At 52.6% G+C, this 25751-nt stretch carries 28 protein-coding genes, 1 tRNA gene and 1 rRNA gene; 18 read left to right on the top strand and 12 right to left on the bottom strand.

Annotated features, from left to right (window positions below; genetic code table 11):
* The 4 genes from B060_RS28535 to B060_RS0120885 form a co-directional block, all read right to left on the bottom strand.
* The coding region (locus tag B060_RS28535) for a transposase (RefSeq protein WP_157405689.1) at positions 1–193 on the bottom strand (193 nt) is incomplete at its 3' end.
* Positions 194–561: 368 nt separating this feature from the next.
* Positions 562–638: transfer RNA gene (locus tag B060_RS0120875), tRNA-Met, on the bottom strand.
* A 243-nt stretch (positions 639–881) separates the two neighbouring features.
* Positions 882–1784 carry an ImmA/IrrE family metallo-endopeptidase gene (locus tag B060_RS0120880; RefSeq protein ID WP_018083759.1) on the bottom strand — a complete coding sequence of 301 codons (903 nt, stop codon included), beginning with the start codon at positions 1782–1784 and terminating at the stop codon, positions 882–884.
* On the bottom strand, positions 1781–2104 hold the full coding sequence (locus B060_RS0120885) for a helix-turn-helix domain-containing protein (protein ID WP_018083760.1): 324 nt from the start codon (positions 2102–2104) through the stop codon (positions 1781–1783). Before B060_RS0120885 ends, B060_RS0120880 begins: the two co-directional genes overlap by 4 nt.
* Positions 2105–2241: 137 nt before the next feature.
* Here B060_RS0120885 and B060_RS0120890 point away from each other — a divergent pair, with 137 nt between their 5' ends.
* From B060_RS0120890 to B060_RS26845, 3 genes are read left to right on the top strand one after another with little or no spacing between them, the layout of a single operon-like run.
* A complete protein-coding gene (locus tag B060_RS0120890) occupies positions 2242–2481 on the top strand; it encodes a DUF2188 domain-containing protein (protein WP_018083761.1) in 240 nt (79 codons plus the stop codon).
* 56 nt (positions 2482–2537) lie between these two features.
* Positions 2538–2798, top strand: a complete 261-nt coding sequence (locus B060_RS0120895) for a hypothetical protein (protein ID WP_018083762.1) — start codon at positions 2538–2540, stop codon at positions 2796–2798.
* Positions 2799–2817: 19 nt separating this feature from the next.
* Positions 2818–3168, top strand: coding sequence for a hypothetical protein (locus B060_RS26845; RefSeq protein WP_081606973.1), 351 nt, complete (start codon positions 2818–2820; stop codon positions 3166–3168).
* 53 nt (positions 3169–3221) lie between these two features.
* Here B060_RS26845 and B060_RS0120900 read toward each other — a convergent pair whose 3' ends face one another.
* The gene (locus tag B060_RS0120900) at positions 3222–3728 is read right to left on the bottom strand and encodes an antirestriction protein ArdA (protein WP_018083763.1); all 507 of its coding nucleotides are present in this window, start codon (positions 3726–3728) and stop codon (positions 3222–3224) included.
* A gap of 285 nt (positions 3729–4013) precedes the next feature.
* On the opposite strand from B060_RS0120900, the gene B060_RS0120905 reads away from it, so the two are divergent.
* Together B060_RS0120905 and B060_RS0120910 are read left to right on the top strand one after the other, a co-directional pair.
* Entirely contained in the window at positions 4014–5999 is a 1986-nt protein-coding gene (locus B060_RS0120905; RefSeq protein ID WP_018083764.1) for an ATP-binding protein, read from the top strand.
* A gap of 41 nt (positions 6000–6040) precedes the next feature.
* Positions 6041–6637: a hypothetical protein gene (locus B060_RS0120910; RefSeq protein ID WP_018083765.1), complete on the top strand. Its 597-nt coding sequence runs from the start codon at positions 6041–6043 to the stop codon at positions 6635–6637.
* Positions 6638–6841: 204 nt separating this feature from the next.
* Here B060_RS0120910 and B060_RS0120915 read toward each other — a convergent pair whose 3' ends face one another.
* Positions 6842–10051 carry an NACHT and WD repeat domain-containing protein gene (locus B060_RS0120915; protein WP_157405691.1) on the bottom strand — a complete coding sequence of 1070 codons (3210 nt, stop codon included), beginning with the start codon at positions 10049–10051 and terminating at the stop codon, positions 6842–6844.
* Positions 10052–10761: 710 nt separating this feature from the next.
* Here B060_RS0120915 and B060_RS0120925 point away from each other — a divergent pair.
* The 8 genes from B060_RS0120925 (at position 10762) to B060_RS27440 (ending at position 17565) form a co-directional block, all read left to right on the top strand.
* Positions 10762–11148, top strand: a complete 387-nt coding sequence (locus tag B060_RS0120925) for a hypothetical protein (protein ID WP_018083768.1) — start codon at positions 10762–10764, stop codon at positions 11146–11148.
* Positions 11149–11219: 71 nt separating this feature from the next.
* On the top strand, positions 11220–12113 hold the full coding sequence (locus B060_RS0120930; RefSeq protein WP_018083769.1) for a hypothetical protein: 894 nt from the start codon (positions 11220–11222) through the stop codon (positions 12111–12113).
* A 1-nt stretch (position 12114) separates the two neighbouring features.
* Positions 12115–12843 carry a hypothetical protein gene (locus B060_RS0120935; protein ID WP_155847935.1) on the top strand — a complete coding sequence of 243 codons (729 nt, stop codon included), beginning with the start codon at positions 12115–12117 and terminating at the stop codon, positions 12841–12843.
* Positions 12844–13247: 404 nt separating this feature from the next.
* On the top strand, positions 13248–13493 hold the full coding sequence (locus tag B060_RS0120940; RefSeq protein ID WP_018083771.1) for a hypothetical protein: 246 nt from the start codon (positions 13248–13250) through the stop codon (positions 13491–13493).
* Between the two features lie 9 nt (positions 13494–13502).
* Positions 13503–15083 carry a type IV secretory system conjugative DNA transfer family protein gene (locus B060_RS25435; protein ID WP_018083772.1) on the top strand — a complete coding sequence of 527 codons (1581 nt, stop codon included), beginning with the start codon at positions 13503–13505 and terminating at the stop codon, positions 15081–15083.
* Entirely contained in the window at positions 15080–15634 is a 555-nt protein-coding gene (locus tag B060_RS0120950; RefSeq protein WP_018083773.1) for a hypothetical protein, read from the top strand. The genes B060_RS25435 and B060_RS0120950 overlap by 4 nt, the downstream gene beginning before the upstream one ends.
* 328 nt (positions 15635–15962) lie before the next feature.
* Entirely contained in the window at positions 15963–16997 is a 1035-nt protein-coding gene (gene mobQ / locus B060_RS25440) for a MobQ family relaxase (RefSeq protein ID WP_018083774.1), read from the top strand.
* 1 nt (position 16998) lies between these two features.
* Complete coding sequence (locus tag B060_RS27440; RefSeq protein WP_155847934.1) at positions 16999–17565, top strand: hypothetical protein; 567 nt, start codon at positions 16999–17001, stop codon at positions 17563–17565.
* An 18-nt stretch (positions 17566–17583) separates the two neighbouring features.
* Here the strand turns inward: B060_RS27440 and B060_RS25445 are convergent, their stop codons facing one another.
* Complete coding sequence (locus tag B060_RS25445) at positions 17584–18180, bottom strand: tyrosine-type recombinase/integrase (protein ID WP_018083776.1); 597 nt, start codon at positions 18178–18180, stop codon at positions 17584–17586.
* Between the two features lie 225 nt (positions 18181–18405).
* Here B060_RS25445 and B060_RS0120970 point away from each other — a divergent pair, with 225 nt between their 5' ends.
* On the top strand, positions 18406–18780 hold the full coding sequence (locus tag B060_RS0120970) for a hypothetical protein (RefSeq protein WP_018083777.1): 375 nt from the start codon (positions 18406–18408) through the stop codon (positions 18778–18780).
* A 1-nt stretch (position 18781) separates the two neighbouring features.
* Here the strand turns inward: B060_RS0120970 and B060_RS0120975 are convergent, their stop codons facing one another.
* Positions 18782–19732, bottom strand: coding sequence for a hypothetical protein (locus tag B060_RS0120975; protein ID WP_018083778.1), 951 nt, complete (start codon positions 19730–19732; stop codon positions 18782–18784).
* A gap of 41 nt (positions 19733–19773) precedes the next feature.
* Between B060_RS0120975 and B060_RS0120980 the strand changes: the two genes are divergently transcribed.
* Both B060_RS0120980 and B060_RS0120985 read left to right on the top strand, forming a co-directional pair.
* Positions 19774–20031, top strand: coding sequence for a type II toxin-antitoxin system RelE family toxin (locus B060_RS0120980; protein WP_018083779.1), 258 nt, complete (start codon positions 19774–19776; stop codon positions 20029–20031).
* Positions 20028–20396 carry a helix-turn-helix domain-containing protein gene (locus tag B060_RS0120985; protein ID WP_018083780.1) on the top strand — a complete coding sequence of 123 codons (369 nt, stop codon included), beginning with the start codon at positions 20028–20030 and terminating at the stop codon, positions 20394–20396. The genes B060_RS0120980 and B060_RS0120985 overlap by 4 nt, the downstream gene beginning before the upstream one ends.
* Before the next feature lie 10 nt (positions 20397–20406).
* On the opposite strand, the gene B060_RS0120990 is transcribed toward B060_RS0120985, so the two are convergent.
* A complete protein-coding gene (locus tag B060_RS0120990) occupies positions 20407–20754 on the bottom strand; it encodes a hypothetical protein (RefSeq protein WP_018083781.1) in 348 nt (115 codons plus the stop codon).
* A gap of 1 nt (position 20755) precedes the next feature.
* Positions 20756–20971, bottom strand: a complete 216-nt coding sequence (locus B060_RS0120995; protein ID WP_018083782.1) for a hypothetical protein — start codon at positions 20969–20971, stop codon at positions 20756–20758.
* A gap of 822 nt (positions 20972–21793) precedes the next feature.
* Here B060_RS0120995 and B060_RS0121000 point away from each other — a divergent pair.
* A complete protein-coding gene (locus tag B060_RS0121000) occupies positions 21794–22468 on the top strand; it encodes a hypothetical protein (RefSeq protein WP_018083783.1) in 675 nt (224 codons plus the stop codon).
* Positions 22465–23685, top strand: a complete 1221-nt coding sequence (locus B060_RS0121005; protein WP_018083784.1) for a hypothetical protein — start codon at positions 22465–22467, stop codon at positions 23683–23685. Before B060_RS0121000 ends, B060_RS0121005 begins: the two co-directional genes overlap by 4 nt.
* A gap of 226 nt (positions 23686–23911) precedes the next feature.
* On the opposite strand, the gene B060_RS0121010 is transcribed toward B060_RS0121005, so the two are convergent.
* Both B060_RS0121010 and rrf read right to left on the bottom strand, forming a co-directional pair.
* Positions 23912–25210: a site-specific integrase gene (locus tag B060_RS0121010; RefSeq protein ID WP_035423696.1), complete on the bottom strand. Its 1299-nt coding sequence runs from the start codon at positions 25208–25210 to the stop codon at positions 23912–23914.
* 395 nt (positions 25211–25605) lie between these two features.
* Positions 25606–25720 (bottom strand): 5S ribosomal RNA (gene rrf / locus B060_RS0121015).
* Positions 25721–25751 lie beyond the last annotated feature (31 nt).

The raw sequence follows: 25751 nt of genomic DNA on the forward strand, positions 1-25751 counted from the left end.
AAGAAACGCCGCTGCTGGCCGCCAGAAACTGATCCCGCCATCTGTAAATCAGGCTTGTCGCCACGTCGAACTGCCGGGCTACTTCTGTCACGCTCGAACCAGGCGAAAACGCCAGAGAGACAATCTCGCGACGCTGACTATCATGCCATTTCCGCCGCCGTTCCGGGCCATTTAATAGAATTCCACGCGTCATAATTTGCAGCCTGCACTCGTAAGGACGTCACTAACAGCGCAGCATCACAGATTCAAAGATCAATTGGAATGTGGCCTCTTACGGAGGGATACGCCTTGTGAGGCGGCTATCTATTTGATATTGTTATTATAAAGACTGGTTGCGGGGGCCAGATTTGAACTGACGACCTTCAGGTTATGAGCCTGTTAATTAAATTAACAACTCATTGAATCTGAACTATATTTTTATGGTCTAATTTTTAGGTGGGCTAGAATCTGGGCTAATTTTCGCTCAAATAGCGCCGGGCAGACATTTCCTGAATTTCAGAATTTTTTTGCTGTGCGGTAAAAAGTGGGCTAGCGTGGGCTAGGAGGGAAAAATTGAAATTCTGGTTGCGGGGGCCAGATTTGAACTGACGACCTTCAGGTTATGAGCCTGACGAGCTACCGGGCTGCTCCACCCCGCGACACTTGAATTTATTGAACTTTTTGCCTTTTCCATCGCGCCGAGCACCTAGCCCAGAGCGCAATTTCTAGCTCAAATTCCTTCAGCTTCCACCAAGAGCGCCGTGGATACGCGGAGCACCGCGTAAGGTCAAGTTATATTTGCGTCATGACCAAACTGCCGTTCGGTATGCGTCCGCCATCAGCGCGAAACACGTCTTGGGAACCTTCATGTAAATGATGTTAGGCCCTCCCCTCCCCCAAACCTACCATTCTCTCCTTGCCGTGGGGGGCATCATCTTGTCCAGCAGATCGGATTCATCTGCGGCATCAAAAGAAATGGACGGCCGGGCATCATCTAACAGCAGAAGAGACAATGAAAAGTCGTGTAACTCTGCGAATACGGTCATTTCTCGCACTGGCTCTCTAAACCAAACACCCGCGTTGTGATCTAGTGCTCCAGCTCCATCAACAAGCAACTCTTGTTGCGCCGCAAGGGAAGCAGCAGGTATTTCTATGGGGCCAGTCGTCGTTCTAAAATATGCGCCTGTTCTCAATGCGGCATCGCTTGACTTAGCCCAGAGTATGAATCCATCCCTCGACACAACCAGAACCGCACGCTTCTGGGTATAGCTAAGCCACCTTAGGGTAGCAGCCATCAATGAAACGCCATAACGATTGGCGCAATTAGCAATCATGTCTAAATCGACCTTGGTAGTCTCCGGTATCTGACTACGAAAATCATCAAGTGGCATCAGGATGGTAGCTGCGAACACATTAGCTTGGTGCTCAACTTGTCCGTACTCAGAATCCCATCGCACTACATCCTGTTCACCGCATTGAAACCCGTCAGGATACGCTAAGCGATGTAATAGGAAATGGCCCAACTCATGAGCAAGGGTAAAATTGATCCGGCCTTTGGAACTGATGCGATCATTGTAAATAATCCCCCAGCCACTGCGTTTGCCAGTGGACTTAATTAGTGCACCTTCGAAACCCGGAAGATCACCGCCTTTTACGCCAATGATCGGCGCATCTGCGAACCGATGCGCTGTATACTCCAGTGCGACCGTGGCAATATCGACTGGAAATCTGTCTGCTCCCAGAACCGCATTCAAAAGATGCGTGATTTCGAAGGCCCAACGCTCTGGAGTAAACGGCTGTGTCATTCATCATCACCCAACAAATCCGCCATACGTCTGATCTTGTCTTTTACGGCTGGGTCCATATCTCGATATTTGCGGAAGAATGCGTTGTCTGCGGCATCCTCAACCTTTATTGTGGCCGTCTGGTCGATAAGGTAGTCAGCCGTGACTCCAAGGACGGCAGCAATTTTTGATATCTTGTCCGCTGATGGTCGCGGCGGATTCTTATTTTCAAGTTCCCATATGTAACTTTTGCTGGAGTCGGCGAGTTCAGCAAGCTTGTCCAGCGTATAGCCTTTTGCCTTCCGCAAATCTCGAATTTTGTCACCTAAGGGCGTGGACACAGCAATCTCCTAAACACTTGTTTTTAGAAAGTTCAGACTAGCGATATAATTCTTCCTTGACAATGCGTTTCTCATTCACCATAAATGTTCAGAGTAGCGGTACTTATTGTTTTTAGCGCTAAAAATGGAGATACAAAATGACAGGTAAAAAAGGGCCAGATTCGCACCATGTTGTGCACAACCCGAAAGGCGGCTGGGACGTTAAGCGCGGTGGCGGCGAAAGAGCTTCCGGGCATTTCGACAACAAGCAAGAGGCGGTCACGTATGGTCGGCAGGTAAGCCAAAACCAGAAGACTGAGTTGCGCATCCATAATCTAGATGGTCGCATTGGGCAAAGCGATAGCCACGGTCGCGATCCCAATCCGCCGAAGGGTTAAACTAACGGGGTCGTGTGAGCGGCCCCTTTTTTCATTACTTTAAAAGGAGAAATATAATGCAATTTGATGGTGCAGTTATCCGCGAACAAGGGATTACCTTTGCGGTCGTAATCGTAAAAAATCATGTCCTACAGAACAGCTCAGAAGCGCAAGGCGCGATCCAAAGCTTTTCTGCCACGTTCCCCGGCATGCCCATCGTTCTGATGGCGCAAGATAGCCGTGGCACTCCGACCTATTTTGGTCGCCGCGATATTTCACAGTTCATGGCGAGGGTGCCAATGCGCGCAATCCCGTGGAAGCGCTATACGCTGAATTAATTTTTTTGGAGAAACCAAGATGTCCGTTACTTTTTTTACAAGCCAGCCACAGGCTCTTCTGAATAGCTTTCACAGGGCAATCCAGCAGTCGGAATCCTTAGGAAAAATTACAACTTGGGAAATCAGTACTGACGGGCAGGATTACACCCATAAGGCGGCAGATTGGAACCGCAAGGCATGGTTCTCCGCTGTAGTGGGATCAGACCGCCTGACGTTCAACATAGTTAAGCCACAGAATGTGAATGTGACGACACCTGTTTATGGCTACTATCATGGGCACATTACCGAAACTTTTTTAAATCATTTCGACGACAAATTTTCATCGGCCAGCGCATCGGCTAGGCCCACAAGCGGCGATAAATGCGCATAAATGGATGGTGATGACGACGGCATTGCCTGCGACCCCTACCACAGGAAAAGCTACTAACCGCACCGGTAGATGTAATTGGTGCCGTCCACCGTCACCTGTCCGTAGTCCATGGCTAGGTCATAAGCGATTGCGTCAATATCGATATAGTTTTGGAGGGCGGCAGGAATTTCGCCAAATAGCCCCTCGTCCACGAAATGTGCGGCCAGTTCGCTCATGCTTTCGTAGTCGTACAGGTCAACGTCAAGCTTGTCCGGGTGGTTGCGGCCAATGTCGAACCGATGGCCAGCCTCGCCCACCGCAATAATAACCTTGATTTTGTCTTCACGGCTCCATTCTGCCACGGCATCGAAAAAGTCAGCAATTTCCCCCTGATGAACACGCAGGACAGCGAATAGCTGGCAGTCGATCCCTTCGCCGTCGATGAACTGGATTTCAAATTCTTCGACCGGTTGGCCGTAGCTGTTGACGGCTTTCGCCGCTCCATCCTGATACGCTGCGTAGCTGTCAAAATAGAAGCCGGTGGCGGAGATGTCGAATGGTTGTGCGTAAAGTGACGTCATGGTCTGTTCCCCTTCATGGAGCTTGGGTTGCGCATAGCAACCGTTGGCTCCCGCCGAGGGTGGGGGTAGCAACTGCAAGGGCATCCTATGGTGAGGGGGATCACCCCGCCAGCACGCAGCGTAGCGAAGGATGGTTGGGGATACGCCATAGGATGTTCATCGTAGACCCTTGCGGGCGCGTGGGGCAAAGCCCTTAGATTACTTTAAACGGTGGACTTTCTTACAACCAATTTGACCGACGTCAAAATCTCGGGCATCACTTGTGAAATCTCAGAGATTCAACTTATGGAAGTTCTTGAACTTAAAGCTCAGCACGATGCGTTGCAAAGAATTGTGACGACGAGGGACCCTGTTAAAGCTCTCTCCGAGTATATCTGGAATGCACTTGACGCTGATGCCACGTTAGTCGAAGTCATATTTGAAAGAAATGTACTCGGAGGAATCGAGTCAATAGTAGTCCGTGATAACGGCACCGGAATCACTAGGAACCGGGTACGAGAGGACTTTGAAAATTTCGGTGCCTCGTGGAAGCGCACAGTTCAATCTACTCAGCAAAAACGTGTTCTACATGGCAAGGAAGGGCAAGGAAGATTGCGATTTTTCTCGCTCGCTGAACGCGCTTCATGGACAAGTGTCTATCGTGAGGGTGATCATTTAAAGAAACTGTCGGTGAAAATTTCGGCTGGTTTATTGAATAGGTCCGAGATTGACGATTTGGAGCTTGGCGTATCTGACACTGCCACTGGTACGGTCGTTGAACTTTATCCTTTGAAAGAAAGTTTTGATTGGGTTGCCGGCGAAAAAGGCAGAACGGAGTTTACCGCAATCTTTGCGCCTTATCTGTTGCATTATCCCGATGTCGCAATCCTTAACGATGGCATTCCATTAAACCCTAGCGCCAACATTGCGTTTGCCCATGATTTTCCCAAACAGGTAGTAATCGGTCCGACACGTACTATCCGCGACATTTCCCTGAAAGTGATCGAGTGGAATGGCAGTGTCGGGGGCAGAAAAATTCATTTTGGCGGTGAGGATGGAGTTGTGCTCGGCGCGATCCCGGCCAACGTGACGGCGCCTGGCTTTGAATTTTCGGCTTATGCCTATGCGCCTTTCTTTCAGGAGATATCTGATGCCAATCTCCTTGAGTTTGATGGCCTGAACGACCCAGACTTCACCGCCGTCTTAGAGAAGTTACGGGAAGACCTAGGGGATCACTTCCGGACGCGACAAACAGAAAAATCTAAGGAACTTATCCAGGAACTTATTGAGGCGGGCGTCTATCCGTATCAGGGTGACCCTAAAGATGCTGTCGAAAAGCGGGAGCGCGAAGTCTTTGCCATCGCAACCCATGCGGTGTCATCCTATTCACGGGAGTTCAAGCGGGCGGATGACCCAATTCGGAAAATTACACTTGGTCTGCTGAAAGAGGCTATCAAACATAATCCTGAGTCTATTCATAATATTCTGCACCATGTTTTCAATTTGCCGAAGTCCAAACAGGACGAATTTTCAGGTCTTCTTGAGCGTACCAATTTAGGAAATATTATTTCCGCTTCTCACCTCATCGCAGAGCGCATTGTGGCGCTTGAAGTTCTGAAAGGCATTGTATTCAATCCCAAGCATCGCAAAACAGTCAAAGAGCGTGGGCAGCTCGATATTCTGATTCAAGCTAATACGTGGATTTTCGGTGAGAATTTTCACATTACCTTAGCGGAGGCCGGGCTGAGTAAAATTATGCAGCGGGTCGCTGAAGAGTTGGGAAGCAAAAACGGAAAAGGTAAGGTTCGTAAGCCCGACGGTTCGGTCGGGAGGGCGGATACGTTCCTTGGTCGGCTGGTTCCACACCAAAATCAAATGCACCGCGAATTTTTGTTGGTAGAATTGAAACGGCCCTCCCTGACCATTGGCCGCAAGGAATCCGATCAACTGGAAGACTATGTGAACGCCATCAGGTCACAGCCGGATTTCATCAATACTTCAACCTTTTGGAACTTCTACCTTATCACGGGAGAATATGATGATGCCGTTCGGGAAAGAATTACACAAAAGGACCGTGCAGAGGGGATATTGCTGGAGAAAGAAACCCATGTCGTCTGGGTTAAAACGTGGTCTGAGATTATCCGCGAGTGTGAGGCCCGCCTTCATTTCATCGCTAACAAATTACAAATAGAGGTAACCGACGAAGAAATCGAAAGGCGGATCAAAGATCTGAAATCTTCAATTGTGGGAGGTGGCGGTAGCGACATTTCTGGCGAAAGCGATGACGCCTAAACTGCAAGGCAACACCATGGCAAGGAACTAAGGGGGGTATAATGGGGCTACATATTCACTCTCTTTCCGAGCTATCGGACAAGGTAGAGCGGGATTACTATATCTATCTTCTGGATTACGGATGGGATGAGCCGTTGAGCCGCGTGCTCATGCAAAATTTCCAAATGATGGCCGATTTATCATCGCGTCATAATGCCGTGACCATCGCGGGAACCGAATTAGGGCATTTTAGCAACGAGGTCTTTTCCTACCATAGCATCAATGGTGTGTCGGGTGATGATGTGTTGCCAGCCATTCTCATTACGAATGAACACCCGGCGAAATTCAAAGCCAATGCCGACCATGCGTCCGATCCACGCGATCGGAATAAACGCCACCGGGATGATATGAAGCTGGTACTTTTGCCATTGAAGAAGTTTTGCAAGACGGAAACGGATGTCGTCAATCTGATCCAACTCATTTTTAAAGACATCAAAGCCGAGCAGGAGTTGGGTAATTTTAAAGTGGCGCGCGAGATAAAAGCCGCGCCTTTTGACACAGCCTATGACGCCCTGATTTTGGAACCTAATGTCATGGGTATTGGCATCGACATCAAAAAAATTCTGACTTTCCTAAAGCCAAATATAACCAACTCTTAAATCTCGGTATTGACCAAGCCGAATATTGCGCCAATTTAAGGCGATCAGACCCAAGCCACGAAGGCAATGCGCAGAGAAATTAGCGCTTACCACTGATCATAGTAACGAAGGTGTTGAATAAAAGTATATTCTCCAGAGAATACGGCTCTACCGCCTCCTTCCCAAGGTCGTTTATTATAAATCGTATAATGATGAATGAAACGACTATTGAAACATTGGCTTGTTAGGCAAGTGAACAATGTCGATATGCTTTCCAAACAGAACAAGATAGTGGTCTGATGCCCCATGGCGAACAACATTAGTGATCGTTCCATTGGGACTAAGCCATAGATTTAGAAGTTTGCCGGTTGTGTTCCAAAGTCGTAGAGTTCCGTCTGCGCTCCAAGAGAGAAAGCCAGTGCCATTCTCCAGCACCAATATTCCAAGAACGCTATCTGCATGGCCGCGCATTTCCACCCCTTCCTCACCTTTTTGCCCCCAAAGACGGAGTGTCCCGTCCAAGCTCCAAGAAAGAAAACCACCGCCATTTTCCAGTACCAGTGCACCAAGGACGCTATCCGTATGGCCACACATTTCTACCCCTTCCTCCCCTTTTGGCCCCCAAAGACGGAGTGTCCCGTCCAAGCTCCAAGAAAGAAAACCAGCGCCATTTTCCAGTACCAGTGCACCAAGGACGCTATCTGTATGGCCACACATATCCACCCCTTGCTCGCCTTTTCGCCCCCAAAGTCGTAGAGTTCCGTTTGCGCTCCACGAGAGGAAGCCAGTGCCATTCTCTAGCTCAAGCACACCAAGGATACGGTCTTCGTGACCGAGCATTGTCGGTCCCTCTTTACCTGTTACCCCCCAAAGCTGAAGAGCGCAGTCGGCTCCCCAGGAAAGGAAGCCCTTGCCATCCTCCAACACCAGGACACCGTGTACGCCACCAATGTGAGCGTACAACAATGGCTTTTTTCTTCCTGCACCACTCCAGATTTGTATCGTGCCATCGTACCCCCAGGCAACAAATCCCTTGTTATTGCTCAATATTCGCACATTAGAAATGTAAGATTCGGGGCTGCGCATTGCGCGAATTTGTTTCCCTGCTGCACTCCAAAGCCGAAGGGCCCCATAATTGCACCAAGAAAGAAACCCTGCACTGTTCTCCAGTTGGAGCACTCCATCGATCCATTCTTCTTGGCTGTGCATTACTGCCTTTATTTCACCTGATGCCCCCCAAAGCCGAAGGACACCGTTCATGTCCCACGAAATAAAGCCCATGGCCCCTTTTAATGCTAACGCGCCAGAAATCTTGTTTTCGTGCTTCCCTAACTCTAAGCCCTCTTTATCCTTTGGCTTCCAAATCTGGAGCGTACAATCACGATTCCAAGATAAGAAACCCCCACCATCATTTAGTTCGATGCCCTTAGCAAACTCACCGTGACGATCAATCCCAGTTAATGAAGTTGGCAAGAATTTGGATTGAGGGTGAATTAGGCCTGTTATTTCGGTTTTCTTAATCAACGCAACATCCTGCATCAACTGACGCCAATGCCCGAAAGATTTTTGAGTAGCTAGCTCCTTCAACGTCTGAGAATGTATAGCCCATAGACGCAGGTGACGTAGCAAGTTGATTTGAGCGTCACTCTCAAAGTTTGTCCTAAGCCCCCATAAGAGCCAGCTCCTCCAATCGGCGGCCATAATGGCGGGAGCTAATTCTTCACCAAGCGCCTTAAAACGCGCAGAAATGAAACGTTCATTTGCCAGATAATTCACTGCATCATGCTTATGCCCAAGGTCCAATAGGTGCCGAGGAAGATGCCGCCATGCGTATGTTGGCCATTCATCATAACTTTTCTTGGCAATATTTGCGCACAGCTTGCGAATAGCATCACGTCGTTCAGTGCCCAGTGCTCGCCCAAAGACTTCTGAAAGTTTCTGGTGGGCAAAGCTTAGAAGTTCTGGGCGTATTCGTTGATCATCCACCACATGGGTGAACCAGCGCGAGACTTGATGGGGCAGCAACTTCGGAAACACGCTGCGGTCAATCAACTCCGGAAATTCGTCAACGCGGACAGCCTCACGGGCAATTGTAAGAAAAGCAAATAAGGGCTGAATTTCGGGCCACTCTTTCATCGCTTCCAGCTTTTCCAACTGCCGTTTGGCATAACCGAACAATGATTCAGGCGCCTCCCCAAGATCGATGATCTTGTCCTTCTTCACTGCTTCGATTGCATCATCAGTCATTATTCGAGCAAATAGGGTATAGCCTTGCTCAGATGAGTTGAAGATACGTAGGCCCAGGCCATCGGGAAGCGCGAGCCCATTTGCTTGAAAGAGGCCCCCTACCAATTCCTCCACACCCAGCAACGTCAACTTCAGCAAATCATGTCTGGGGAGCGGAGCCTTAGGATCGGGAAACCACGGTGCCAGATATGCCGGCGTCACCCCTTCATCTGCGCGGGCTGAGACGATGACGCAAACATTTTTGCCAAGCACTTCCGGCAGAAAGAACGGTACGGTTTCGCGAGCCTCATCGATACCATCGAGCCAAACAACAAGTTTCTGACCATTTGGTGGTTCTAATTCGAGCAAATCGACAAGTGCATCGCGGTCGCGAGAAAGGTCGATTTGATCGCCGTAGATATCGGCGATCTGTTTACGCAAATGAGCGTGGATATCGTTGAGCGATGTTGTCGTGTGAGGGTATGATACCGAGCAAAAATGTTTTGCAACTCGGTATTTCGAGACGGTGATATTCCGGCAGCACCATTCTGCGGCAAGTGCTGATTTGCCAAAGCCCGCAGGTGCTGTGATGACCAGAAGCCCGTCGTTTTCACCTCTCATCCGGCTTTCGACAAATTTATCTACAGTCGCCAATTCGCTTGCGCGACCGTAAACACCGCCTTTTAAGAGGGCTTTCGTTATGCGGTTTACATCGTGGCTCGTTGCTGATGCGATATGGGTTCGATGTGGCCGATCAATCCGGACCTGATGAGCATTTGTCGAAATCACAACGCTCAAATACCCTGCTGCTGCAAGCTCTGCCACGGCGGCGTCAAGTGTTATCGTTCTGCTATTCTTCCCTTTCCCTGATCTCTTGCGCGCTTCGCCGAGGTCGTTTCCCCACGGTTCGAATATCGAATTTTTCCAGTTCTCTCCAAAAAGAGCGTCTGCAACCTTCGACGCATTGACGCTGTTTGGCGCACCGCCATCTGTCTCGCCAATCCAATTGCGAAAAATCTTACCTTCCGACTCTGTATTCTTGGAGTCTTTGTATAGCTCCGTCAGAAAAGATTTCTCGTCCCATGGAAGCTCGCCTCGTTTTGAGATGCTACCGTCAGGCCGTGTTCGCCACACTTCTAGATGCCAAAAGAGAAGATCGGCATAAGTGCCATCTTTGGGGTAACCGGGTGGGTTCTGGAAAGATTTCAAAATTGCATTACCCCCAAGCCCGTCAAGGCCGCGCTTCAACTTCTATATCGGATTCTTTATGACCTGAAAAGGTCAGGGAGGTTTAGAACAACTGGACATGCGCATCCAATATGTATAAATTACCCTTATTACTTATATGGCAAGTAGCGCAGAAATTTGGTTGTTAAATAAAATTTCGGATTTGACCGTTAGATGCGGCGTTAGCCCTATTGTGGCAGAAATTTACTTGGAATTTGTCATGCCAAAAGACAGTAAAGATAACAATTCCAAGTGTTACTACACCCTCCGAGGGATGGATGGCGCCGCTAGTACGCCCGAAGAAGAACAAAAGGTCCAAAAGGTTTGGTCGTTGCTTGGGATGGATGGCGGCGGGTATAGACGTGTTGACACCTTGGACGAGGTGGCAGAAATCGTTGACCGGGCTTTATCACTCGCGCCCCGTGCTCGCGTTCGCTGAGCGCGCCACGTAGGCGATGTGTTTATCCCCTGACATTGTGTCAAGGTGTCTCGTTCAGCCATTTCCAAGCGTTTCCTTCCGTTTCCGTGACGGCTCGCCCCTGATCATGGTCTTATATGAATGTACCCGGCCAGCCCGCCTCTAAGCTTTCTGACCGGTTCTGTGAGCACAGCTTAATAGAAGCGCTCACATCTCAAAACAGTCTGAGCCTACCAACCCCGCGTGAGACCACGTGTCCGGAGAAGGAGAAACTATGGCCAAATTTAAGAAAACCCCAGCCTCTAATACCCCAAAACCCGACCATCTGAATAGCCCTGCGACTGTAACACCGGAAAAGCAGGCCATTCTCACCAACCGCCGGGACCTGCTCACCGAGTTAACCCAGATGGCGCTGTTAGGCCATGTCGCTGCTGATGCGATTATCGGTCATTTGCGGTCCAACTTTGCTGACGAATTGGCCGAGGACATCCGCCAAAAGGAAGTTCTCCAACAGGCGGAAGAGGCGAATTTACGTTGCCTTGATGCGCAATTCCCTGTCCCGCTCAAGGCGGAACCGGAAAAGCCGTTGCCTGAGCCTGCACGTCATTACCGCCGCCTGAGTGAAAACAGGAACCCGAAGCTCGCACATACGCGCCGCTAATTTCTGCCAACAGAGGCCGGTTTTCACCGGCCTCACCATCCAACACACACATTTTTTGAAGGAAATTTACGATGAATAGTACCACCACCATTGAATACACCGGCATCATGTCCCGCACAGCCACAGGGCTGAAGGAAATGCGGGCGAAGATTGAGCCGTTGGGCAAGGCGTACCTCGCTGCCTCCGTCAGCTTGGTTGGCATCTCCGCCGCGTTTGCCATCGAAATGTTCACGATGACCGTGGCGCTTAACGCCAAATATCAGGCCCTGTCTGACGGAACTGACCTCGGCAATGATTTGATGCACCTGCGCTACGGCATAGGCGTCGCGCTTTTCCTGGGTCATACCCTGCTGCATGACAATCCTGTGCAAGCCGAGCACCCTCTCTTTAGGGTGTTGCAAAAGGCCCGTGTCGTGCCCGTCCTGGCTATTATAGGGGGCATGGCTGTCTTCATGTTCACCGCCACGGCGCAAGCGACGGGGAGTGATGACGGTCAACTGGGGCTTGGCGGCATCGCCCTAGGGGTTGTTTGCAGCGCCCTGTTCAGCGTGTCGTTTCTGGCATGTAACAAGCTGATGGGCATGCTGATTCCTGCCGCACACACCATTCTCGCAGGATGGGCGCAACGGGCGGAGGTCGCCAAGATTGAGCGAGACGTAAAGGCCGTAGATGAATATCGCGCTCAGCTCAAAGCGCTGCAACGCAGTATTGATGAGCGGCAGGAACCGGACGCGCTTGAATGGATGGCAGCGGAAGCAGCGGCGGCGGAAGTCGGCAAAATCGCGGCGGAAGCACATGACGAGCATGCCTCTGTTGACGCAGTAAAGGACGTGGAATTTCGTCAGCAGGATGTGCGTGATTTGCCCGACACGCCGCTTGAAGCGCTCGACAAACGCCAAACCTACCTGAAGAGCCTGAACGTCGCCTATTTCTTCAATCTGCTTAAGAACAAAAAAGGTGCTTAAGATGGGTGTCTCAACAAAACTCGGGGCAGCAATGCTGCCCCTCACCATCGCCCTTTCGGCCTGCTCCGGTGCCCACGGCACGACGGATACAACGGTCAAGCCCCAAGCGGCTGAACTTTCAATCTTCGTCGATGGATCGCGCAGCACCGCCTTTATCTCATCACCGGCCTACGCGGATGCGGCGGTCAGCCGTACAGGAGATAGGGTGATGCAATTGAAGCTGGGCGATAGCGCGCGTATCGTGAGCTTTGGCACCCGCACCACCGATAATGCTATACCCGCGCTTTCGATCAAGTCTGGCTACAGCATGCGCCTTCCTGCCATGCGTAAGCATGTCGAGCAAGCGCTGCGCGATCTGATGGTCCGTAACCGTGCATCCGGCGGCCAAGGCAGCACAGACCTGACCTATAGCTTAGAGAATGCCGCCATCCACTGCACGCCGCATAGTCATGTCGCGATCCTCACCGATGGGGTAGCTGAGGCAGAAGGCTTCAGCACTAGTAAGGCCCTTGCAACGGGAAAGCCTGTTCACCTGCCGCTGCCGGCTACGGCTTTCATGACAGGGTGCAGCATCGAGATGATCGGCATAGGCATGGCTCCTTCAGGAAAGGGCGAAACAGCCCAGACCTTACCGAACGACCAGGTTCGTCGGCTTGAAGCCGGATGGGCCGAATACTTCAAGGCCGCAGGTGTGAAGCCTGAGGACATACGTTTCGCCTCAATATTGTGACGCGACAAGCGGGCCTGCTGACCCCGGCCTGCTGAACCACTAACCCACGACAAGTTTGCCTTCAACCCTGGGCGCGCGGTGTTACCCGCTCGCGCGAATGGCTTCGTGCGCCCATTTTTATGGAGATTTCCTATGTATTCGATCCAATCCACTGCCACGCCCTGCGCAACACGCCGCATCCGTACATGCCCGGTGTGTCATTCCATCGACGTTGAGCCGATAGCGCCAATCCCGAATATCAGCTTACGCGAGGCGGCTGAGACCGCGTGGGCCGATTGTTGGCGTGGCCGCAAACAAATGGCTGCGCGCCACTTGTTCCGGTGGGCTTGCGTCACCAGCGCCAACGCTTTGCGTGAAAAATATCGGTGCTCCTATTGCGGCTTGGGATTCAGGGAGGATGCACGATGAAGCGTGACTGGTTCTCCGAAGCTTTTGGCCAAGCTGTCGCGTCAATCCGGGATCGCGCCATACTGGACGCTTGGTTCGGTCCTAACCACGATCCTGCCGCGACTAATTTGTGGGGGATGCGAGACGACCAAGCCAAGTCCGATCTTGGCTGGACGCGCGACGATCAGGCCAAACCCGAACATTCCAAAGACGATCAATCCCCAGAAACCAGCCGCGAACAGGATCGCGGCATTGACCGATAGGAGACGATCATGAAGCAAAATGATCTTGATAAGCCACTGCTCAAGCTTTCGGCGCATAGCCACTGGACTATCCGAGATAGTTTTTCCCACGTGCTGGCGCTAGGAACCACCGGGTCGGCAAAGACCAGCACGACCATTAAATATATAACAAAATCCATGCTTGCAGCGGGGTACGGCTGCCTATTTTGCGTTGCTAAACCGGAAGATGTTCCGACGATCAAAGCGCTTTGCAAGCAAACGGGCCGGATGTCCTCGGTGATAGAAATTACCCAAACGGAAGGCGCGTTCGCTTTTCTCGCGTGGGAATTGGCCCGCACTGGCAACATTAACAGTGTGATCGATCTGCTCGACCATGTGCTTGAGATTATGCGCAACTCAGGCCCCGCGCCGGGGAAATCGGGCGAGGAGTTTTGGGGCGCGACACGAAAAGCAATGCTCGCCGCCAGTATCCCCATTATTTACTACGCGACCGGCGAAGTCCGCATGAGTTCCCTGCTGGCTTACGTTCGTAGCGCGCCGACCAGCTTGCAGCAAATGAAAGACCCGGAATGGCAACAACGCTCCGTTTTCTACCGCATGTTCTCAATGGTGGCCGAACGATTGGAGGCTGGGCCAGTGGAGGGCTTCGACGATGAGGCGGCGGAACGCATCATGGACTATTGGCGGGAAATGGCGGTTTTAGACACCAAGACTTCTAGTAACATCTTGATAAATTTAACCACAGCCCTGATGCATTTCGAGCAAAGCCCTTTGCTCAGCAAAATGTTCTGCGGCGATGTTTCCGTAGTGCCGGAAATGCTGTTTCACCAAGCCGTCATTATACTTAATATACCTGTACAGACCTACGGTGTTGATTCGCAGATCGCACAAAAAATTATAAAATTTTGCGCTATGCGGGCGCTATTATCGCGGCACGGATTGGACACGCGGCAGTCCCAGACGCCGGTTGCCATTATTTGCGATGAAGCCCAAAACTTTCTTCATCAAGATGCCGAATTTTTAGCGCAATGCAGAAGTAGTTTTGTGTCTTGCGTGTTCGCCACCCAATCAATCCCGACGCTGAGAGCAAAAATCGGCGGTGATAACCCGCATGACCGTGCTGAACATCTGATCAGCAACTTCAATACGGTTATTCTACACTCATCCGCATGCCCCGTAACAAACGACTGGTTCTCACGTAAGATTGGGAAGTCTCTGCAAAGGCGTGACAATTTCTCAGAAGGGTTCGGCACCAACAGCAACTACGGCATGAGCATGAACGAGGGCCGTAATTGGGGGCGCAGTAGCCAGGTGGGCGGCAGTTCCTCAAGCGGTAGTGGCGGCACGAGTTCCGGCAGCAGTTGGAGTTCCGGCACATCGAGCGGCGAAAGCGATGGCCGTAGCCGGAACAGGGGAACTGGCACCAGCGAAAATGTCAGTCAGGGCTATAGTTTGCAAATGGACTTCACCCACGATGGCGGGGAGTTCGCAAAGTTCCGCACGGGGGGGCCATTAAACAAACGGAGGGTAGACGCGCTCCTCTATATGAGTGGTCGTCGTTTCGTGGAAAGCGGTGGGGCCTGCACGTTAATGCTGGAGTACCGCCAATGAACCCGCCCGACCTGAATACGCGCATCATGGGCAGCCGGTTGGTTGCCCCCGTGGTGATGGCGACCAGCGCCTTTATCACATATCTTTGGTGGGTGGACGGCTGTCAGAACATGCTCGGCATCTTCATGATCTGCATTTTTGCGGCCTCGGCAAATGCCATGAAGCAAGTGGCTGCTTACCGGGAATGGCAGCAAGCGTGGGACGCAATGGTGCCGGGGGAAATCGCGGCAAAGCGCCGGAAGCAACGCGCCTTCATCGGGACGTTGATTGTCGCGATACTGGCCTTTGGCGGGATCATGCTCGCCTCCCGCCCCGCAGCCGCCCCCTACCTGCATGAATGGGGTATGCCCCTTATCGTCGTCGGCGGTCTGCTGGGAGCCGCGTGGCTGGTTATACGCCTGCTCTGGTGGGTTTGGTCCCGGTGGCGGCGTCACCGCTCGCTGTTGGTTGCGGTCGCGGTGAAGCGTCCCGTTGTCCATGTGCCAAGCCTTCAAACAGCATACCAGCGCCTGCCATCCTATTGCCAACCACTGCTGAAAGGACGCTCCTAATGTCGTCGTCACCAATCCATACAGCGGGCAGTCTCCAACCTCGCAATGGCAATTTTTGGTTGCAATTTTCCGCCCATCAAGCGGTGCGTTCCCACTCTCCGAGAGGAATGCACCGCCTGCATCAAGCCATTGCTTTCATACATAATGATGCAACACCAACCTTAAAAGTTAACGAAACCTTAACGACCGTTGCGGTACTCTATCCGAGAAAAGCGTCCCCGCAGGGTGCACGTTCTGCTTGCAGAACGTATCTGTGCAGTAAAACGCTTTTTGAAGGCATGGGGGTGCCTTACGGTATGTTCTCGAAATTGTTGTTCGGACGTGTGTGATGGCTCAGTTCAGCATGCGTGTGTTAGTGGTGAAGAGAAGTGCAGGCCAATCAATAATTGCCGCCGCCGCGTACCGTTCGGGTGAAAAACTCCGGGATGACCGTCAGGATATTACCCACGATTTCCGACACAAAAGTACCGGGGTTGAGCATAAGGAAATGCTGTTCCCGGACTACGCGCCTGCATGGGTGCAGGGCATCAGCCGCGAAGACTTTTGGAACGCAGTCGATAAAAGCGAAGTCCGAAAGGATGCGCAGACGGCGCGTGACTTGCGCGTCATGATTCCCCGCGAAATCAAGGTTGAGGATCGGGTGCCGCTGGTGCGGGATTTCGTGATCCGCAACTTTGTCAGTAAGGGTATGGTCGCGGACATCTGTTGGCACAACACAACCGCGAGCGACGGGCAGGAACAGCCTCATGCACATATCCTACTGACGATGCGCCCGCTGGCAGCGGGAGGCTTCGGGCCGAAATCCCGGCATGACAGGATACCCGATCCATCCGGGCGAACACGCCCGGATGGCAGGCCCTTGATGATCGAATCCAACGCCGATAGCTGGAACTCAATCGTCTATTATGAACAATGCCGTGAGGCTTGGGAAAAGACCGCCAATGACGCATTGGCGCGTATTGGTTCGGAGGCCCGTATAGATCGGCGCTCGCTCATAGATAGGGGGCTCGCTAGACTTCCCGAGCCCGCCCTCAGACTCGCCTTCCACCTCAAGGAATTACGCGGTGTGATGCGTGAGCGCTTCGGGCAATTCCAATATGCGAAGCACTACCAAGCCGTCGAAAAGCGAGCCGGGGCAGCGTTTCAGGCGGCTGAGCCCGATCCAGTGGCGGCCATACACGCCGGTTATGAATCCGGCGGTCGCGGTCGAGATGCAACGCCTGCGCAGAAGGTCGCGCGGTTTGTGGACTGGTTCCAGCGCCAAATTGAGCGGCTGGCTCCCAGGCACCATGACCACGCTATGACGCCAGCGCCAGAGCGTGCGCCACCCCAATCACCTCCCAACCTCGATTTGGAGCGATAAGATGGATGAATCCCATTCATGGCGGCAAATGTTCGAGCGCAACGGTGGCGCGCGTCCACGCGTTCCCGAGCGCGGAAGCCCCAACATTTCTGCCGGAAGGCCGCAACCGTCCGCGATTGGGGGCTTGGATGACGGCTTCCAACCGTCCGCGCACACGGCGCATACTCCTGCCGCAGGCGCTACACTGCCTTTGTCGGAAATAACTGACGAAGCTGCGATGGCACTGGCGGAGGATGCGAACGAATACCGTCCATGGGTATTACAACGGGGCGCACGCCCCGTACTCATGCTACATCTGCGCCGCCATGATCCCAAATCCGGTCTATGGATGGGCTGGGAGATTTCCTACCCCCACCTCGTCGCCGTGGAATACACCGGCGACAAACTTCTTAGCCTCGATTTTGGCAGTCGCCAGTTCATCCTTGAAGGAACCGGCCTCGACGAACTCGTCCTGCATCTGCAAAACGGCAATGTTCTCATGGTGCAGGAATATGCCCCGAGCATTTGGCAGAAACCGGCGGCTGAGCATTGCGTGTCCGCTATACGTCGCCTGAATACCACTACTTAGGCCCGCTGAATCGCTGCGTCATTTTTCACCGTAGGCGCGCCAGAACCCGGCGACGAGCTGGCGTGCATCCTTGCCGACGACATGCTGATATATGACCGTGGTGGCAGGGCTAGAATGGCCAAGTAGCCTCTGGGTAAAGGATAATGGCATTTTCTCCTGCAAGCTCTGGACGGCGAACTGATGCCGTAGGCCTCGCGCACAAGCCTTGGGGCCGGTGATCTCGGCGGCATCCATCACCTTCTTGATGCGCCGCCATGCAGTCTGACGGCACCAGCCCCATAGGCGGTCATTCGCCACTTTGCCTTCAGCCAGCGTTTGCAATTCCCGCATGAGGCTGTCGGGAATTGGCGCAGCGCGGAAGACGCGCTTGCGCCGTTTCAATGTGCGAAAAATGACCATATGCGCGTCGATGTCCAGGCGCCCCACCGTTAGCTCCAACGCCTCGCTGATCCGGCATCCGGTGAAGAGCAACAGGCGGCAAAGAATGCGGGTGGCGTTGTCTGCCGCAGCGGCGGCTCGTAAGAAGCGCCGCCCTTCGTCAAGGCATAAATACTTCCGTTGGCCATCCTGGTCGAACAGTGCCGCTTCGTCGAAATGCGGGTAATGATAGGTCATCGCATCCTCCTTCAAGTACCGGCGCAACGGAATGCTAATTATGTTGCAACCCACCGGGTTAAAAATCCAAGCGGGGAGCCAGTTTCAAGCTCTTGCCGCAATTGACGCTTACATTGCGCCCTCATGAAATCTTTCATGAATTCAAACCAGTAATTTGCACGCGGCGCAACTGTATTAGCAAAGTGTTACAGTTTCCCGACCCAATCCCGGGTCAGGAAATGGGGCATGAAGAGCAAGATTTTTGGCCTTGGGGCTTTGTTGGTGATGGCAGTTTCCGCTTCATCGGCGGGAGCTCAAACGCCGTCGCCGGACAAAGTGCAGGCGGCTTATGAGTTGGCACATCGATGCTTTGCGGCGGATGGCTTCGCTCAGATGAACCGTGAAAAGGCCAACGACCAACAGCGCGCGCAATACTATAAGGATAAATCCAAACAGGCTTTCGATGTGGCCGCGCGCCTCAGCAAACAACTTGGCTACACGTCCAACCGCTTCGACATCGATTTTCAGGCGATCAGCAAACGTGAGCTGGCGCGGCTGATGCAAGATGACGGCTATTTCAATCAAATCGCCGCTGAATGCAAAGCCTACGGGCTGATGTGACCTATGCTCGACCGATCAGCGCGGCTATTGAGGCGTCAATTTTTACGCCGTGCCCCGTGTCGGATTGGTCCGCCAACACGACACCGGCCTGTTTTAGGGAGAGCGCCGCTTTCATATCTACCGATTGCGCCACAGTTTGATTATCGGCGTTAGCGACAATGGCTGCGTCCACCTTCTTATCGGTCCTATTTTCCGATATAGCCGATTGGAGATTGTCAGCTTCGGCCTTAAGTTTGGCTGTATATTCTTGGAAGTCTGGGCTTTTGTCGGCACCATGTTTGCCTGCATCTTGCAATTGGGCTTGCTCCAACAGCAATGCACGTGCGGCACCTTCTGGCGTATGCGCTGCCAATGCCTCCTCAATAGCCTTTTTACGTGCTGCCTCGCGCTCGCGGTAATCGCGCTCATCCTGCTCGGACTGGAATTGGAGATCCTTCTCAAATTTATGGTTGTCGTAATAATCACGCACAAAATCCTGCGCGGTCTGGCGTGCCTTGGCGCTGGCTTCGGCCAACTTCTCAGCCGCACTGCCGCCGCCCATTTCCGTGCTACCGGTCGCCAGCGCCTGTGCGTTGGCCACAGTGTTCGCAATCTGTGCCTGCATCTGTTGAAGCGTCGTTCCAGTGGCCAGACTGGCTTGCTGGCGGAGTGCTGAAAGATTGCTCAGTTGCAACGCAATCTGAATGCGCCCGGTATCGTTGCTCCCAAGCTGATCCAGAACTTTGCTCAATTCGTCATGAGCGGCGGAAATCTGCTGTAGTACTTCGGCGCGCAGGCTAGCCTGCGCATCAACCGAGTTCGGTTGATGCGGTAAGGGATTTTCATCTGTAGGGAACAGCGAGATACAATACCTGTTAAGGTGAGTTACGCAGCACCATAATACCGCATAATTTGCTAAAAATTGGTTAAGATTAGCTATGTGCGGCACCACGATTGTTTCCACAGGAAACATTTTTTCTTGCTTTTTAATGTTTCCTGTGGCAACAATTCACCATGTACGAGGTCATGACCACGAAGCATTTCGACAAGCGATTGGCCGGGTTACCGGTCAATTTGCAGAAACGCATCGTCGGCAAAATCCTTGAAGTCGCCGCTGATCCTTACGCGCCGAACAACAATTTGAAGAAGCTGCAAGGGACGCAAGGCTACCGCCTTCGAGTGGGCGACTGGCGAATAATCTACGAGCTTCAGGATGAGCGTCTGGTGATGCTGGTGCTGGAGATCGATTCACGAGGAGGCATTTACAAATGAGCTTTGAACTGGTCGTAAAAAACGGAAAGACGTTCGCACTCGTGCCCGTGACGGAATACGAAGATGCGTTAGCTGAAATGGAACTCCACGACGACCTGCGGACGTTCGCGGCGGCGAAAGCTCGGCTTGATGCTGGCGAGGACGAAGCCATTCCGCTGAGCATCGTGACGCGCCGCCTGTCCGGGGAAAACCCGGTCAAAATCTGGCGTGAATATCGCCAGATAACGCAGGAGCAATTGGCGCAGACGTCAGGCGTGTCGCGCGGCATGATCGGTGGCATTGAGGCGGGTCACAAGCAGGCTGGCGTCGCCACGTTGAAGAAGCTGGCAACCGCCCTAAAATGTGATTTTGGCAACTTGGCTTAGGCTGCCACGCTCAGAATAGCGAGAGCTGGCGCGTCGCCTCCTGTTCCTGACGTACTTGAGCCAAGTGTTCGCGCCATTGGCTCGATTTCGCAGCGCCTTCGATCCAGAGGGTAACGAAGGCAAGCGGCCCACCCTGGCGCTCGACCTGTTCTGCCGGAATAAAGTGTGAGCGGTAACCGGTCTCGGTGATCGGCAACGGGGCGCGCTCCGGCTCGATGGCCTCCACCTGAATATGACCTTGAGCGGCGTAGCCATGGCTCGTCATATTGAGGTAATCGCCTTCATAAGAGACTGACAAGGCGATGCCTTGCCAGTCGATGGTGAACCGCTCGATGTTGCGCTGTTTTGAGAGGGTCATGTTACGCTCCCTCAACCGGCTTGCGCTCTTTGCGGCGGCGCATGACGATGCGGCCTTGAAGCGGCAATGCCGTGCACGTGATGCTGTAACCGGAGCCGTCTTGGTGCTGCCAGGCGGCACCGATTTCCGTCCATTTGGCGTTGTCGCCTTCGCCCGTGACGAAGAAGATGTTGTGGCTTGGCTTGCGGCCTTTTGCGGTGGTTTGTGTCTCGGTCATGCTGTCTCTCCTTTGGTTCGCCACGAAACCGTTCCGTGGCATGGAGAGCCGAAGGCACGAGCCATCAAGGGGACGGTCACACCCCGCGTAGCGCCCGTAGGGAGTGGAGTTGCACAAGCAAAGCGCGGAAACGAACTGGGTTGACCGTCACCGGGCTTGTGCCAAACGCTCGCCTATATGCCCCGCGAATGATTTTGCGGTGAACCCAAGAATTGGCAATGGCCGAAACCGAACTTGCCCAATTGAGCAAGCCATCAACCTGCCTTTGAAGACGCCGGCTTAGATAGCGCAATGGATGGCGGGTATAGCCGACACCGCCCGTGGCTCAAGGCTTCTTGCTTCCGCACCTTCGGTTTGTGCAGCTTCGACCGAATCCGGCGCTGGCGCGACCTGTGAACCCCGGCCTGAGGGAACGGCTTTTTATCCTCGCATCATCGCGCACTCAAGCGCGGTGGCTACATAGGAGGATAAGTATGTCTTACACCGAACTGAGCCTGATGATTTCAGCAATTGCGAACCTGTTGGCTTCGCTCACGCAACTGCTCGCGGTGGCGAGGCGACGGTGGTAAGGGAGCGGAAAGCACACAGCTCGGCCTGCTGGCAGGTAACAATTACTCAAGCTTCCCAAAGTCCGGATGTCGGGCTATCTTAGCGTTATTCGAGTGCCAATCGGGCGCTCAACCGGGAAATGTCAGCTCAAATGTAGATCGCCCCGGATCAGGCGCAAGTTCCAGTCAGCAAGACATGCTATGCATGGACGGGTAATCTTGGAAAGTGGCGCATTCTTTCTCGCCTACGTGATGAAAAGCAGGAGATCGAACGATGTACTACGAAGCTGTTAAGTCTGCGTTCAGGTGCTTCCCTCTGGATCCCCCGCGTAACTTGGCGGTCGGAGATTACGTTCGGATCGCTTTGGGGGGCAGGGTTCACCATCAAGGCAATCTCGCAAAACTCCTAGGGGTTGAAATCGAATTTGATGAGCATATAGCCGAAATAGAATACATGAGTGATACGGTATTAAAGGCGGGGATGGGTGGTTCCGCACCGGGCACCGAGGCAAATATTAGTTTTTCAAATGCACCCGGCCTATACTTGAAAGGCATTAGAAAAGTACGTCGAGTCCGAAACCTCGACTCCTTGTTTAAGGCGCTTTCAAGCGCTAAATTGGATTGGAGCTTTCATAATCGCATCGTCGTTGAAACGCATTATGTGGAGAATGCTGAGCTTTTTTGCTCTGGTGGTACAGCGGCGGATATGAAGGCGACCTATGATGCTAGCGGCATTCCTGTCAAAGTGGACGCGAACGCTGCCATCGAGCGCCATCAGGTTCTGCACATGCCGAATGTCACTGGTACCATTGCGTTCAGTCCAGTGCGGATAGTCTTTGGATTCGCCCTTCCGGCAACCAGTCGGGATCCAAAGGGTTATGTGGTTCGGGAAATGGATGCAAGTGATCCAGACGAATACGAGTCTGAAGCCGTTGGAGGCGAAAATTGATTCGTCGCATTGAACTACGTGAGTATGTTAAGGGGCGCCAGCAAAATTACGCCGCGGCACGTGCACTGCTGCCACAGGCTATGGAAAAGCTCAATTTTGAACGTGCTAAAGTCGCAGAAAACATTGAAGCGGTTCTTTCGTCGCTTGTGCCATTTCTGCCAAGCGAAGTATCCTACGAAGTATGCCTTGTCGATGATTGCGATGTTGCAGAGACAATCTCTGTCGATGATGGGGCACAACTGATCGTCGTAAATCGGCACTTCATCGCATTTCTGAGGAATTTCATAGAATTAATTGCGCGCGGTATCAGGCTTGATGATGGCGGGCGCGGCGTAGTGAACTATGAAATACCCGAAGATGAGCGACGAATTTTTGGAGTTGGAATTGGTGAATATCTCAACTTTGGCTCTCCACTTATCTCTCCTTCACGTCAGTCCGGCGATTTAGGTCCCGATATATTTATAGCTGCAATTGAATTCATTCTTTCACACGAGATAGTCCATCGGATCGAAGGTGATGACGAAGGATTTGATCTCGAACTCGACGGCTTCCAGGACTTTTGTCGCATTCGCGGGCGCGAATACCGATGTGATCGAAGAGCAGTAGCCCTAGTCCTTGAACGCAGGAAGGGTTTGGATATGCCCGAGACAGCTTTTTTGGGTGCGGTGGGCGCTCTGATGGCAGTTTCATGGATTCAGCAGTTTACGCCCGGATACATACCGGAAAGTTGGCATCATCCAGGTAGCGACAGTCGGGTCTTGCGCGTCCATTTAGAAGAGCCATTGTTGTGGAAGGCGGCGGGATTGGACGGGCAACCCAATGGCATTACGGGGGCTGCCATCAGGCGAGCATTTCGTTTTATGGCAGCTTTAGAAGCGGAACCAAAGCTAATTGCTTCTCCGCTGAACCACCTAATTAGTAGTTGCATTGCCACTGGAAGCCCAGATCACGATACCTTTGAAGCGCGTATTGGAGAGATATTCGCTCGTGGTCGAGCAAAACATGTGGCGCAGTCTCTGGGGGCGATGTGGGGTTCGTCGGAGAGAATGGAAGAAGAAGAACGCATCGGCAATTTTGAATTCCCGCAAGGCCAACTGTCCTGCGCGCTATTTAGTCGGATGTACAAGAGATTGCTTGCTGCCGGCCCAGCAGCGGGAGAGCTTGCTGCCGAAATCTATCGTGCGAAGGAGCGCAGATTGAATTCGCAGGAACCTTAGCCGATTGATTGCAACGCTTGGTGTTTGCGTTTTACGGTGGGAATAATATCGTCGGGGTCTGCATGCCCGTCACGATCCGCGTAATGCCAAAAGTAAAGCCTGTTTAGGTAAGAGAGAGCGTAAAGCTCGGCTTGTGTAGCTGGCAGGCATCCCACAAGCTCCAGCCCCGCAGGGTGGCTTGGGACGCGGCAATGCCGCTCAATCGGACGAGCGCCGGGTTCTCGGCTTATTCCTCGTCATCTTTTATAGATGGTTTTGCTGCAATCTTTTTCGGCTTAGGTTTACGGCGATTGATCGCACTGGCGTCAATCATATGCTTAAGGTGAATAGCGTAATTTTTCTCGATCATCTCAACTGATGTTCGGCAGTTTTTTGCCAGTTGATAAATGTCTGCACCGTCCAAAAGGCGCAGGCAGATGTAGGTATGGCGTAGGCTATAAAGAACACGGGACTGGCCCTCACGGTCTTCTTTCAGCCCCTCGGCAGTCAGGATATCGTTGAAAATGTCTGTATGGTTCGAAGGGAATAATGGATCTGTTCTTTTCGGGTAATCGAAAACGAGCGGCGCTAATTCTCCACGACGTTCTTTCCGGTCCCGCTCGACCTTGCGGCCCAACGGGGCAGGCTTCGCGCGCGCCAAGAGACGGCGATAAGGCTCGACCGCGCCGGGCATGGATTTGCATGGGCCATAGCCTGTTTTGCCCCGCACCTCGATTTCGAGGATTTCCTCGCCTGTATCCGCGTCCATCGCAACCGTTACATCACGGTGCTCCAATCGCTTCGCCTCGTCGGGGCGCAAGCCGGTATTGCCCATGAACAAAATCTGGTCGTGCAATTGCTCGTAATTCCAGCGGTGGGCGTCTGGGGCTGCTTTTGCTGCCTTACCCGTCGCCTTGTAAAGTTGTTTGTACTCGTCCCCGGTGAACCACGGCCGGTGGAAGACTTTCTTTTGCTTCTTGTAGGGTGAGGACAACATCGGCATCCCCGCCATCTTGCTATGGCGCACGGCTGTTTGCAGCACGAGCGAGAGGGTGCCTATTTCATCGTGGATGGTGCTACGAGAAGGAGCCTTCGGCGGTTTTATGAATTCACCATCCGCGCCGCGTGGCGGTAGCCTGCCGAATTGTTGGGCGCGTTGAAGACGATAGTTCTGTACATCACCACTGGTAATGGTCGAAATACCTTTATTGCCGAAAAAGGGGCGTAGGTGAAGGCGCAGCCGCGCTTTATGGCTTGCCACCCATGCCGGGCTGCGTTCGCCCTCGGTGATGATTTCATATTCGGCCTCGAACAGATCGGCCATATCGTTGAAAGAAGGCTCTCTCTTTTCTTTTAGTGGAAGCCCGGCCCGCGACTTGCCACGCAGGCCCAGATACCAGTCCTCCGCGACTTCTTGCGCAAGCGAGAGGCTGTCCTTGCCGGTGCTTTTTTTGATTTGCTGGCGGTCCACGCTGGCCCGCGCAAACCAAATGTTTCCGCGCTGGAATAGCTGAACCTTACCGCCAAGAATTTCGTGCGTCGGCATAAAAACCCCCATCACCCATTCTACTCATGTGGTCATCATCTTATCAGATAACAAGAGTCTTGGCAATTTTGGGCTAAGCGTGGGCTAACGCCAAAAAGGCTCAATCGAAATTGAGACCATGAATTAAATTGCTGATTTTTATGTAATTTTAGATTTAAAGAGAGCTGTTTGTACGTTGGGAGATCAGGTTATGAGCCTGACGAGCTACCGGGCTGCTCCACCCCGCGTCACCAACATCACTTCCAGGTTTTCCTCGGGCTTAGCCCTTTGGTACTTTGAAGTGGATCCATGTGTAAGAAACACAAACGACCGCCAAGCGAATGGCCTGACGGTCGAGTGTGTATTTGTAATGAAGGGCTGTAGCTTTCGCTACTATAAACCTCTGTAATCTGTAGACCTGGCGACGACCTACTCTCCCGTGACTTAAGACAAAGTACCATCGGCCCAGGAAGGCTTAACGACCGAGTTCGGAATGGGATCGGGTGGGGACCTTCCGGCATAGCCACCAGGTCAACAGATTACAGGGGTTTTGAGAAGACAT

This window comes from Asticcacaulis benevestitus DSM 16100 = ATCC BAA-896 (genome assembly GCF_000376105.1).
GTDB lineage: Bacteria > Pseudomonadota > Alphaproteobacteria > Caulobacterales > Caulobacteraceae > Asticcacaulis > Asticcacaulis benevestitus.

Excerpts from the sequence above, each read along its gene's own strand:
- B060_RS0120880 (WP_018083759.1), bottom strand. The coding sequence starts at position 1,784 with ATGACACAGCCGTTTACTCCAGAGCGTTGGGCCTTCGAAATCACGCAT.
- B060_RS0120890 (WP_018083761.1), top strand. The coding sequence starts at position 2,242 with ATGACAGGTAAAAAAGGGCCAGATTCGCACCATGTTGTGCACAACCCG.
- B060_RS0120895 (WP_018083762.1), top strand. The coding sequence starts at position 2,538 with ATGCAATTTGATGGTGCAGTTATCCGCGAACAAGGGATTACCTTTGCG.
- B060_RS26845 (WP_081606973.1), top strand. The coding sequence starts at position 2,818 with ATGTCCGTTACTTTTTTTACAAGCCAGCCACAGGCTCTTCTGAATAGC.
- B060_RS0120900 (WP_018083763.1), bottom strand. The coding sequence starts at position 3,728 with ATGACGTCACTTTACGCACAACCATTCGACATCTCCGCCACCGGCTTC.
- B060_RS0120905 (WP_018083764.1), top strand. The coding sequence starts at position 4,014 with ATGGAAGTTCTTGAACTTAAAGCTCAGCACGATGCGTTGCAAAGAATT.
- B060_RS0120910 (WP_018083765.1), top strand. The coding sequence starts at position 6,041 with ATGGGGCTACATATTCACTCTCTTTCCGAGCTATCGGACAAGGTAGAG.
- B060_RS0120925 (WP_018083768.1), top strand. The coding sequence starts at position 10,762 with ATGGCCAAATTTAAGAAAACCCCAGCCTCTAATACCCCAAAACCCGAC.
- B060_RS0120930 (WP_018083769.1), top strand. The coding sequence starts at position 11,220 with ATGAATAGTACCACCACCATTGAATACACCGGCATCATGTCCCGCACA.
- B060_RS0120935 (WP_155847935.1), top strand. The coding sequence starts at position 12,115 with ATGGGTGTCTCAACAAAACTCGGGGCAGCAATGCTGCCCCTCACCATC.
- B060_RS0120940 (WP_018083771.1), top strand. The coding sequence starts at position 13,248 with ATGAAGCGTGACTGGTTCTCCGAAGCTTTTGGCCAAGCTGTCGCGTCA.
- B060_RS25435 (WP_018083772.1), top strand. The coding sequence starts at position 13,503 with ATGAAGCAAAATGATCTTGATAAGCCACTGCTCAAGCTTTCGGCGCAT.
- B060_RS0120950 (WP_018083773.1), top strand. The coding sequence starts at position 15,080 with ATGAACCCGCCCGACCTGAATACGCGCATCATGGGCAGCCGGTTGGTT.
- mobQ (WP_018083774.1), top strand. The coding sequence starts at position 15,963 with ATGGCTCAGTTCAGCATGCGTGTGTTAGTGGTGAAGAGAAGTGCAGGC.
- B060_RS27440 (WP_155847934.1), top strand. The coding sequence starts at position 16,999 with ATGGATGAATCCCATTCATGGCGGCAAATGTTCGAGCGCAACGGTGGC.
- B060_RS25445 (WP_018083776.1), bottom strand. The coding sequence starts at position 18,180 with ATGACCTATCATTACCCGCATTTCGACGAAGCGGCACTGTTCGACCAG.
- B060_RS0120970 (WP_018083777.1), top strand. The coding sequence starts at position 18,406 with ATGAAGAGCAAGATTTTTGGCCTTGGGGCTTTGTTGGTGATGGCAGTT.
- B060_RS0120975 (WP_018083778.1), bottom strand. The coding sequence starts at position 19,732 with ATGTTTCCTGTGGAAACAATCGTGGTGCCGCACATAGCTAATCTTAAC.
- B060_RS0120980 (WP_018083779.1), top strand. The coding sequence starts at position 19,774 with ATGTACGAGGTCATGACCACGAAGCATTTCGACAAGCGATTGGCCGGG.
- B060_RS0120985 (WP_018083780.1), top strand. The coding sequence starts at position 20,028 with ATGAGCTTTGAACTGGTCGTAAAAAACGGAAAGACGTTCGCACTCGTG.
- B060_RS0120990 (WP_018083781.1), bottom strand. The coding sequence starts at position 20,754 with ATGACCCTCTCAAAACAGCGCAACATCGAGCGGTTCACCATCGACTGG.
- B060_RS0120995 (WP_018083782.1), bottom strand. The coding sequence starts at position 20,971 with ATGACCGAGACACAAACCACCGCAAAAGGCCGCAAGCCAAGCCACAAC.
- B060_RS0121000 (WP_018083783.1), top strand. The coding sequence starts at position 21,794 with ATGTACTACGAAGCTGTTAAGTCTGCGTTCAGGTGCTTCCCTCTGGAT.
- B060_RS0121010 (WP_035423696.1), bottom strand. The coding sequence starts at position 25,210 with ATGCCGACGCACGAAATTCTTGGCGGTAAGGTTCAGCTATTCCAGCGC.